At 46.5% G+C, this 10,902-nt stretch carries 9 protein-coding genes; 3 read left to right on the top strand and 6 right to left on the bottom strand.

The features are described from left to right. Positions 1-211: 211 nt before the first annotated feature. From RIE73_RS05825 to RIE73_RS05835, 3 genes are all read right to left on the bottom strand, one after another. Complete coding sequence (locus tag RIE73_RS05825; RefSeq protein ID WP_446400298.1) at positions 212-1,054, bottom strand: sulfite exporter TauE/SafE family protein; 843 nt, start codon at positions 1,052-1,054, stop codon at positions 212-214. Between the two features lie 139 nt (positions 1,055-1,193). Continuing rightward, a complete protein-coding gene (locus RIE73_RS05830) occupies positions 1,194-1,733 on the bottom strand; it encodes a rhodanese-like domain-containing protein (RefSeq protein ID WP_446400299.1) in 540 nt (179 codons plus the stop codon). 79 nt (positions 1,734-1,812) lie between these two features. Next, complete coding sequence (locus RIE73_RS05835; protein WP_446400300.1) at positions 1,813-2,511, bottom strand: MBL fold metallo-hydrolase; 699 nt, start codon at positions 2,509-2,511, stop codon at positions 1,813-1,815. A gap of 485 nt (positions 2,512-2,996) precedes the next feature. Between RIE73_RS05835 and hflX the strand changes: the two genes are divergently transcribed. The 3 genes from hflX to RIE73_RS05850 all read left to right on the top strand — a co-directional run bounded on the left by hflX (position 2,997) and on the right by RIE73_RS05850 (position 7,765). Beyond that, positions 2,997-4,715, top strand: a complete 1,719-nt coding sequence (hflX, locus tag RIE73_RS05840) for a GTPase HflX (RefSeq protein ID WP_446400306.1) — start codon at positions 2,997-2,999, stop codon at positions 4,713-4,715. Positions 4,716-4,858: 143 nt separating this feature from the next. Then, positions 4,859-6,049 (top strand): L-2-hydroxyglutarate oxidase, encoded by a 1,191-nt coding sequence (lhgO, locus tag RIE73_RS05845; RefSeq protein ID WP_446400301.1) that lies wholly within the window; start codon positions 4,859-4,861, stop codon positions 6,047-6,049. Positions 6,050-6,556: 507 nt separating this feature from the next. Then, complete coding sequence (locus tag RIE73_RS05850) at positions 6,557-7,765, top strand: NF038122 family metalloprotease (protein WP_446400302.1); 1,209 nt, start codon at positions 6,557-6,559, stop codon at positions 7,763-7,765. Between the two features lie 249 nt (positions 7,766-8,014). Here RIE73_RS05850 and RIE73_RS05855 read toward each other — a convergent pair whose 3' ends face one another. The 3 genes from RIE73_RS05855 to RIE73_RS05865 all read right to left on the bottom strand — a co-directional run. Then, the gene (locus tag RIE73_RS05855) at positions 8,015-8,890 is read right to left on the bottom strand and encodes an SDR family oxidoreductase (RefSeq protein ID WP_446400303.1); all 876 of its coding nucleotides are present in this window, start codon (positions 8,888-8,890) and stop codon (positions 8,015-8,017) included. Positions 8,891-9,166: 276 nt separating this feature from the next. Further along, positions 9,167-9,961 (bottom strand): exodeoxyribonuclease III, encoded by a 795-nt coding sequence (gene xth / locus RIE73_RS05860; RefSeq protein ID WP_446400304.1) that lies wholly within the window; start codon positions 9,959-9,961, stop codon positions 9,167-9,169. 7 nt (positions 9,962-9,968) lie between these two features. Then, positions 9,969-10,902, bottom strand: a 934-nt coding sequence (locus RIE73_RS05865; protein WP_446400305.1) for a CHAT domain-containing protein, incomplete at its 5' end; no start/stop codon positions are given.

Below are 10,902 nucleotides of genomic sequence, written 5' to 3' on the forward strand. Positions count from 1 at the left end.
ATTCTGTTATTCCACTGTTAGCAACGATAACTTGGTGGGTTATGGCGGATATCTAATTTAAAGGTTTGTTTTTTCAATTAAATACCGCCTAACCCACCCTACCGATTTTGGGTTGTTTGGGTCTATAGGACGGCACATTTTCCCATGATGAAATAATACCGGAAACGACAAAAAAAGTCAAGCGCCAACGAATATTCATCAAACCTGAAATTTATCGATAAGCTATCTGAACCCCTGGCTTCCTACTTGAGTCCGTCTGATTCTGTCCTGATGTGAACACCTGACGATTTTGCACTAAAATAAACGCGGCTACGGCAATTAAAAAATAACCAAAGGCTTTCTGTAATTGTTGAGCTTTGATATACTGTGCCAAATATGACCCAACTATAATTCCTACACTTGCCGCCACAATAAATGAACCCATTAATCCCCAATCTAGGGGAACCTGTCCCCAATATCCCAGAAATCCAGCCACCGAGTTACAGGCAATAATTAATAATGACGTTCCTACCGCTTCCTTCATCGGCGTATTTCCTAATAATACCAATGCCGGAACGATCGCGAATCCACCGCCAACCCCGACTAAACCTGTCAATACGCCTACACCTAACCCTTCCGTTAACATCCACAACCAACAATATTTACACACGGGTTGAGGATAATACTGCAAGTCGTTATCAGGTTTAGTCGGTTTATTGCTTTTGCGGATCATGAATCCCGCCGCAATAATCATCATTACTGCAAATAGCAGAAGCTGGACTGTTCCGCTGACAAAAAAGGCTAACTTTGCCCCCAAATATGCGCCTACCATCGTCGCCGCGCCGAACATAAATGCCTTTTTGAAATTCAGATTTCCTCGTCGCCAGTGCGGAATAACTCCAATCAGGCTAACAGTTCCCACGATTACCAATGTCATCGCGATCGCGCTTTTCGCTTCCACCCCCATCACATACACTAAAATAGGCAAGGCTAGCACCGAACCGCCACCCCCCATTAACCCCAAACTAATGCCAATTCCGGCGGCAAGAATTAACCCAATTATCCAAGTAGTCATTTGTCTTATGTCCTTGGTTATTTGTCCTTGGTCATTTGTCTTATGTCCTTCGTTGATTAATCATTCCCTTATCCTCTCCCAGTCAACACCCTGTAGGGTGGGCATTGCCCACCAAGCTTAAATCAATGACCTATCACATTTAAACTCGCTGGTTGTAAGGTAATTTTGCGAGTAACATCCCCATCGCACAAGTGCCACTGACGCCAGCAAAGACTAATCCTGCACCAACAAAACCACTCAAGATTAAAAACCAAGGCGAGACAAACGCACCTAATACAGTTCCCGTAAACACTAATGTACCTGCTACAATTTGAACTTGTCGGAATAAACTAATGGGCGCATTTTTGTTTACCTGAGTCTGATATCCGGCGGATTTCCAAGTGGGTAATCCCCCTTGAAGATGATTCACCGATTCAAATCCAGAGTCGAAGAGTTTTTGGGCGGCTTGTTTTGAGCGATTCCCGCTTTGACAGTATAATACAACCTGTTGATCGGTTTCTGGTTTAACATCGACGGGATTCAGGTTAGACAGGGGCATTAATTTTGCCCCAGGAATATGTTCGCTGGCATATTCGCCCGGTTCCCGCACGTCAATCAGCATTACTTGTTGATGATCCAGCCATTGTTTTAACGTTTTGGCGTCTATTTCTTGGAGGTTATTGGCATTAGCTAAAACCATGAGTTTTTCTCCTTATCTATGTGCAGAACTTGTCTAACTGAATGTATTGGTGTAGATGTTTACAGGAATCCCGGTTCTTTTAGGTGTTCACCGCTACTTTGCCACAGCGTTCATTAGCGGGAACGGCTTCCATTATCTTTTTCGGATTAGGAAGATTTAAGTTATTCATCAATTCGATAAAGCTGGCGCGATCGCGATTCGCTAATCGGGGATTCCATTGCTGTTCTTCGCCAATCGTGGATACGGTATGTCCGTGATAATCATGTCCGGGATAAACCAGCGTCTCATCGGGCAAATTAAATAACTTTTGCGTTATGGAATCAAATAACGTGCTTGCATCACCGCCTTGGAAATCAGTTCGACCGCATCCGCGAATTAACAGCGAATCTCCCGTGAGGACGCGATCGCGATTCACTAAATAGGCGTTATGGCTATCGGTATGACCCGGTGTGGCGATCGCCACAATCTCAACTGAACCCACCCTTAACACCTCACCATCCGCCAGAAAGCGGTCAGCACAAGTCGCCGAGGCATTTTGAGGAACCACACCCTGACAGTGAGTCAACTCGCGCAATCGCGCTGTTCCGGTGACGTGATCGGCGTGAATATGGGTTTCTAGGCAATACTGTAGAGTTAATCCCAACTCATCGAGGAGTTTGCGATCGCGATCAACCTGTTCTTTCACTGGATCGACTAGAATCGCCGCTTTTGTAGCTAAATCAGCGATGAGATAGGTATAGGTGCTGGTTTCACTGTCAAATAGTTGACGAAATAACATCGGCTCATCTCCCTTGGACTGTTTTGGATTGTTTGTTTACTAAATTACTATTTAGTTATATTTAACTTACCTCACACTAGACCCACCTGTCAAGAGGGAAGCAGGGGAAGCAGGGGAAGCGGGGGGAGATGGGGGAGATGAGGGAGATGAGGGAGAGTTAGTTAGTCATCAAGGAACAATTTGTAGGGGCGGGTTTAGGGACTAAAATCGGCTACTCAGAACTAACTGAAAAACAAAACCCGCCCTACCTCACCAATAAATGAACAGCAACATCCGCCCCCCTACCAATAAATGAACTAGGAAAGTAGTTCAAGATTGGGGGAAGGGCGGGTTTTGGATGAAATGTAGTGATTTCCCCGTTACTTGAGTTCCTAAACCCGCCCCTACATTTGGATTGGCTGGTGAGGAATCCTCGTGCGTTGACACCGGGGAGGATCTAAAATAAACAAAAGTAGAGTCAGGAGCCAGTTTACTGGGAATCGCCTATCGAAACGATCTACGGCAATCTTGTCGGTTTAAAGCCTAGCCAGCTTAAACAACTGCAACGCCTCTATCACCAGCGCTTACCAGGCGATCGCTTGACCACACCGGAATTTGCCCAACGGTTAGCCGCGATTAGTGCTGATATCAAACAGCCCTTATGTACTTACCTCAATCGTCGAGGACAGGTGATTCGAGTCGGAGTGGGAACCCCAACGCAAACCAAAATCCCACCTTTAGAGTTACCCCGCTATGGTGCAGAACGATTGTGTGGAATTCGCTGTATCGCCACTCAACTCAAATCCCATACGCCGCGTAATGCGGACTTAACCGCTATGGCGATTCAGCGCTTGGATGCGTTAGTCCTGCTAACCGTGAGTGAGTCAGGATTTGAACGCCGAGGGGGTGGCGCAACCGGATATGTGAAGGAAACCTATTTAGCCCACCTGATTCCCGTTACTCAGTCCTCCAGACAAGACAACGATGGTCAACCGAGTTGGCATTTATCCCCAGCATTGAGTCTGGATCTGTTGACTAAACAAGAGTTCTTTGATTTAGTTGAAGGACTTGAAGCCGAATTTCGTCGTGAATTCATCGCCCAACATGTCGATGTTGATCAAGATCGGGTGTTGATTGTCGGTTTAATGACAGCCGATATGAGTCGGGGACAGTTTGAAGACGGGTTAGCCGAAATTGCCCGACTGGTGCAAACCGCCGGCGGGGAAGTATTACAGACATTACGACAAAGGCGATCGCAACTCCATCCTCAAACCGTTGTCGGCGCGGGAAAAGTGCAGGAAATTGCCCTGACGGTGCAGACATTGGGGGCGAATTTAGTCGTATTTGATCGCGACTTATCCCCCGCCCAAGTTCGCAACTTAGAAGCCCAAACCGGGGTACGAGTGGTTGATCGCACGGAAGTCATATTAGACATTTTCGCCCAACGCGCCCAATCTCGTGCCGGGAAATTACAAGTCGAATTAGCCCAATTAGAATACATGCTGCCGCGCCTCACGGGTCGAGGTCAAGCCATGTCCCGATTAGGCGGTGGAATTGGCACTCGTGGACCCGGAGAAACCAAACTGGAAACCGAACGCCGTGCGATTCAGCGCCGAATTGCCCGATTGCAACAAGAGGTGAACCAGTTGCAGGCACATCGATCGCGGATGCGACAACGACGCCAAAAGCAAGATGTGCCGACGATTTCTGTTGTGGGTTATACAAATGCGGGTAAATCAACGTTGTTAAATACATTAACGAATGCCGAAGTCTACACCGCTGATCAATTGTTTGCCACCCTTGACCCCACTACCCGACGTTTACCGATTACCGATACGGAGACAGGGGAGTCAATCACAGTTCTACTCACCGACACCGTGGGATTCATTCACGAATTACCACCCCCCCTCGTCGATTCCTTCCGCGCCACGTTAGAAGAGGTGACAGAAGCCGATGCGTTAATTCATCTGGTGGATTTATCCCATCCCGCATGGCAAAATCACATTCGTTCAGTCATGTCCATTTTGGCAGATATGCCTGTGACACCCGGACCGATTCTAGTGGTGTTTAACAAGATTGACGAAGTAGACAGTGATACCCTAGCCTTAGCCCAAGACGAATTTCCCCAAGGGGTATTTGTTTCAGCTAGCAAGCGGTTGGGACTAGAAACGCTGCGGCAAAAATTAGCCCAGTTAGTGGATTATGCGATCGCACCGCAAATGTAGATGAGGGAGATGGGGGAGATTGTGTAGGGGCGGGTTTCACTACTATCTTTTTGGTTACACCCAGATGTAAATAAACCCGCCCCGACTTCACGTAATGACGAATGACCAAGGACGAATGACCAATGACCAATGACCAATGACCAATGACACAATATCGTTTTACAATTATCGGTGGTGGAATTGTTGGCTTGTCTACGGCTTTAGCAATCGGACAACGCTACCCTGACTGTAAGATTTTAGTCTTGGAAAAAGAGAACCGTTGGGCATATCACCAGACGGGCAATAATAGTGGTGTGATTCATTCGGGGATTTACTATAAACCGGGCAGTTTTAAAGCAAAGTTTGCCCGTGAAGGGAATCTGTCTATGGTCAAATTTTGTCAGGAACATGGGATTCCTCATGACGTTTGTGGCAAAGTCATTGTGGCGACAGAAGCGGAGGAATTACCGTTGCTGGATAATCTCTATCAACGGGGATTAGAAAATGGGTTAACTGTGAAGCGAATTAGTCCGGAAGAAGTCACTGAAATTGAACCTCATGTCCGTTCTGTTGGCGGAATTCGCGTGGCGGCGACGGGGATTGTTGATTATCAGCAAGTGTGTGAAAAGTATGTGGAATTAATTAGCGCCCAAGGGGGAGAACTGCGATTAAATACCACGGTGCAAAATCTGCGGGAAACGTCTGACGGTTTAGTCGTCGAAACCAATCAAGGAGAATTTGAGACAGGGATGGCGATTAACTGTGCGGGATTGCAGAGCGATCGCGTGGTGAAATTGGGTCAGATGCAGCCTCCCGCTAAGATTATACCGTTTCGGGGGGAATATTACGAATTGGAGCCGGAAAAGCGATATTTAGTCAAGCATCTGATTTATCCGGTTCCGAATCCGAATTTCCCCTTTTTAGGCGTCCATTTTACCCGGATGATTGATGGTGGGATTCATGCGGGTCCAAATGCAGTGCTGAGTTTTAAGCGGGAAGGGTATAAAAAGACGGATTTTGACTGGGGAGATTTTATAGAGATTATCACGTTTCCAGGGTGTTGGAAATTGGCACAAAGCTATTGGCAAATTGGCGTGGAGGAAATCGTGCGTTCCTTTAGTAAAGCCGCATTTGTTCGCAGTTTGCAACGGCTGATTCCGGAGATTCAATCTGATGATTTAAGTCCCACTCATGCAGGGGTTCGCGCCCAAGCCTTGATGGAGAATGGTCAATTAGTGGATGATTTTCTGATTGTCGAAGGACATAAAACCCTGCATGTCTGTAATGCGCCCTCTCCAGCGGCTACCGCCTCCCTGGAAATTGGACGTGCGATCGCGGATCGGGTTAAGTTTTAAGTGTAGTGGCGTGGCAATTTGATGGATTAGAACCGTAGGGGCGCACAGACGTGCGCCCTTTTACCCCACCCATGTGCGCCCGATTCCATGGTCAAATCTAATCCAGAATTTTAGCGGTACTATACCGATATCATTCAATAATTAACTTCAAACAAAGAATAAAAAGATTTACATAAGCTGTCATGCATTTAAATTGGGAATGGGTAGCGAGCAAGATGCTCGCACTACAAGGATTTCGCCATTATTGATATTAAGGTTTAAATGCCGAACAGCTTACCATTTTAAAGTATTGTAACATTACTCTCCATGCTTGTCGTCAATGTAGGTTAATATCAGAGACAAGAGGAAGCTAAAAATTTGAAGATCTAGGTCAATTGTCGTAAACCGTTCAGGACTCAATCAAATAGACCAACTTGACCAATGGCAAACCTGAATAATATCTCCAAGTTCTGGAATGGATAGATATAGAGTGTATCGTTGAACACACCTTATTGAGTTAGGCGAGTCATGACAAATAAGCTCTCACTTCTGAGTCAGTATGTCCGATCACTCACACCATTGACAGCTCTTGCTGTTGCTGTAGAAATCAGTTTTGGCGCCACCGCCGCACAAGCCCTACAATTTAACTTTAGTCCGTCTTCAGGGACATCTCAACAGGCGATTGATGGATTCACAGCGGCTGGAGATCTTTGGTCTGATCAATTCACTGATGATATTACCGTCAACATTGACATTGGTTTTGAGTCGCTGGGTTCTGGCATTTTAGGTCAGGCGAGTAGTAATACAGTGGGGAGTCGCTACTCTACTGTTCGCAATGCCTTAAGTAATGACCGATTATCTACGGATGATAATACGGCGGTCGCCAATTTGCAAACCGGTTCGTTTCTTGATTTTCTGACGACCGATCCATTTTCGGGTAATACGATCAGGGATAATAATTTCACCGCCAATAATTATTATCTGGGTATTAATCGGGCAAATGCCAAAGCCCTCGACTTACTCAGTGGGAACAATAGCTCGACTGATGCAACAATTAAATTCAATAGTGACTTCAATTTCGACTTTAATCCCGATAATGGAATTAGCAGCAATGCTTTTGATTTCGTGGGAATAGCGGCTCATGAAATCGGTCATGCATTGGGGTTTGTCAGCGGTGTGGATATTGTAGACTATTATTCCGAACCCGATGGACCAGGCGCCCCGTTATCACTTGATCCCTACAGAATCTTCAGTCCACTGGATCTGTTTCGCTACTCTGAAAATAGTGCCAACCAGGGTATTCTGGACTTAGCCGCCGGAAGCAAGGCGTATTTTTCCATTGATGGAGGGGATACAAACCTGGGTTTATTTTCCACGGGTAGCTATAACGGAGATGGACGCCAAGCTAGTCACTGGAAGGATAACCGCAGTTTGGGAATCATGGACCCGACAGCAGCACGCGGCGAACGTTTAAGTATTAGTGACTTGGATTTGCAAGCCTTTGATGTTATTGGTTGGAATCTGACAGGTAATAGCAGCAATAGTACAGGTTCAGCGAATAGTCTTCTGAGTACATCCACGGATAACCCGGGTTCGGATATGGAGAATTTTGCCGTGGCTAATTATTTGACGAGTGCAGATGATGCAACCTCAGTACCTGAACCTACCTCTGTGGTTGGGTTAATCGCGCTGGGTGTAGGATTCGGGTTACAACGGTGTTGGCGCGATAGTCGTTAACTGTAGCGTTTTCCCCAGTAGGGGCGACCCGCCGTATCCAATTTACATCACCCAACCCTTAATTTTATCGGGTCGCCCTGTATCAAGTATCAAGAATTATTTGATACTGCGTACCTTTGGACAAGGGCGAGTCGAGATAGGTTAATTCTCGCACCGCCTACGATGTGCAGCGACTCGCCCCTACAGAAGGAAACTTAACAAAATCTAGGGCTAAAGCCCTTACTACGAACGAAGGAATGAAATGAATGCTTATGTCACTAAATACCGCTTCAGAAAACTTTCTAGGGATTCCATTTGCAAATTGTAGACCGACTCAATCTCTGCAATTTGTTCTGTCGTACAGAAAAACTCATTCGTGATTAAGGTTCGCAGTGTATTTAACCCATTGCTAATTTTGGGATTAACCAACTCTAACGCGGTTTTTACCCCATCAAAGACAAATAAGGGCGGATTAATAATAATGGGGTCTCGATTAAACACACGACCAAAAATATGAGGGATATCTTCCCGTTGAAGAATATCGGGTCCTCCTACCGGAAAAATTTGATTGTGTGCGGCTTCAATGCTAATCGAATCAACGGCAATTTTGGCTAAATCATCGGTACTCACAATAGATGAGCGATGTTTGGGATTCCCGTTGAGCAAATAAACCCCCGTTTCCCGAAATCGTTCCGCTAGTGGTAAAAGATTAGAGGCAAAACCAGAGGGGCGAAGAATTGTATAGGTGATATTACTCCCTTGTAAATACTTTTCCGTGGCTCGTTTCGCCTTAAACACGGGTGCATTTTCATACTCTCGTTCTGCACCTAATACTGAACTATAGACAAACTGCTTAATTCCCAGCACTTTTGCCTGATCAATCAGTTCTCGATTGGCGCGATAATCGATGGCTTGAGCATTCCCTCCAGACCCATGAGCGCTAATAATATAATCAACTCCCTGACAGGCTTTTTCGATGTCTCTATCGTCGCGCAAATCGCCAACAAATATTTCCGCGCCTCGATTTTCTAATTCCTTATAATTTGACGATAATCGAACAAATGCCCGCACAGGTAATTCCCGTTCCCGTAACACCCGGACAATCCGGCGTCCTAATCCTCCAGTAGCGCCTGTGACTAAATACATAAAAACCTCTTCATTCTCTGCGTTAACATAAATTTCCCCCTTGTCTTCTTTCCTTCCTTGTCCTCCTTGTCTTGTCCCCACCCTAAAATAAAAAACCTACACCTGTCAGATCCTCTGTAGGGGCGGGTTTTACTACTATCGTTTCGATTGCACCTTGATGTGACTAAACCCGCCCTGTTTCTGGAGTTATTCTTTAGAGTTTGTAGTCAGCGATGCAAGCGCTTATGGCACTAAAGTGCCGACTACAAACCCAGTTTTAAGTGAGTGCTATTCATCTTAACTCTCAAACTCAACAATCACTGGTGCATGATCGCTCGGTTTCTCCAGGGTTCTGGGTTCTACATCAATCCTACAACGGGTTGCGGCTTCATACAGCTTCGGCGTGAGATAATGATGGTCAATCCGCCAACCCCGGTTGCGGCTAAACCCACCATGGCGATAATCCCACCAGCTAAAATGACCCCCGTCTTGAGTAAACTTGCGAAATGCATCCCCTAACCCTAGCGCCAACACATCCTCTAACCCTTGGCGTTCCGCCGGAGATGCCATGATATGCTTGTCTTTATTCTTGGGATTATGAATATCTCGGTCATCGGGAGCAATGTTAAAATCCCCACAGATACAGAGTTCATGGGATTGAGTATCTAAGAGCGATCGCACATACTCCTGTAACAGCTTCAACCAGCGCAGTTTATACTCATACTTCTCACTTCCCACCTCAGCACCATTGGGAACATAGAGATTAATAATCCGGATGCCATCCAGGATACCTGTAATTACCCGCTTTTGCTCATCCAATTCTCCCACCTCTTCCGGCGTCAACACTCCCGTAAACCCCACACTCACCGCTTCTAAAGGGTTACGGCTAAACAGTGCCACACCATTATAGGATTTTTGCCCCGACACATAGAGATGATAGCCTAAGTCTTCAAAGCGCGATCGCGGAAATTGCTCATCAACGACTTTGGTTTCCTGCAAACACAGCACATCCACAGGATTGTCTGTTAACCACTGACAGACATGATCTTGGCGGGTGCGAATTGAGTTAACATTCCAGGTTGCGATTTTCATATTAATTCTATAATCTGTTCAATTTTACGGCTTTTGTCTCTCCTTGACAGACCCAAGCGCCCCAAAAGTAAGGATGGGCGAGGGGTTGATCGGTGGGATGTAATTGTCGAGTCTGGGGTAATGCTTTCTCTAATTCCGCTAAGATGCTACACCCTAATTCAGATTCCTGTAACTGTTGAACCGTAATTGTGCGAATATAATCTTGAGCCTCTTTTAATGCTACACGTCGCCCTATACCCTGACGCAGATTGGATAAGAAGCGATTCATCAACAAGGCAGTGGCGCGATCGGGAACTGACCAAAGGCTCATGATTAAGGTTTTGGTTCCGGCTATGGCAAAGGCGCGACGCAAGCCGAACACTCCTTCACCCAGTTTCACATCCCCGATTCCAGTTTGGCAGGCGGAGAGGATAGCGAGTTCGGTTTCCCACAGATCAAGGGCGGCGATGTCTTGGGCGAATACCATGCCTTTTTCAGGGGCGTCGGGTAAGGGTTTGCCCTCTAGCCAACGGTTCGCGCCCGCAAAGGCGAGGGCGGAACGTAACATTGGGTCTTCGGGATGGGAGGTTGAGGGGGTTTGGGGGGATTGAATGATTGCCTTAATTTGGGGAATGAGGGTTCGCAACTTGTGAGCAGGATTGGGGTTTCCTTGTTTGGTGAAGATGGTGGCGGCTGTTTCGATTTTCTCTAGTAATGTCTCGTTGAGCAGCTTGTGGTTATGGTATAAGATAGTCGCTTCTTGTCCATTGGGGCAAGTGAGTAGGGCTAAGATTAAATTGTCATAGTCTGGCTGTTGCATGGATTTGGAGAAATAGCCGTGGGTGGCGATTAATAGGAGTTCTGGGGATTGGCATTGGGTGAGGTGAGAGACGAGGGCGTCTTTCCCGAAGTAGGGGGAGATGTTGAGGAGTTGGGCGATGCTTGCTCCCAGGCGGCGGGTG

This window comes from Coleofasciculus sp. C1-SOL-03 (assembly GCF_040220555.1).
Lineage (GTDB): Bacteria > Cyanobacteriota > Cyanobacteriia > Cyanobacteriales > Coleofasciculaceae > Coleofasciculus.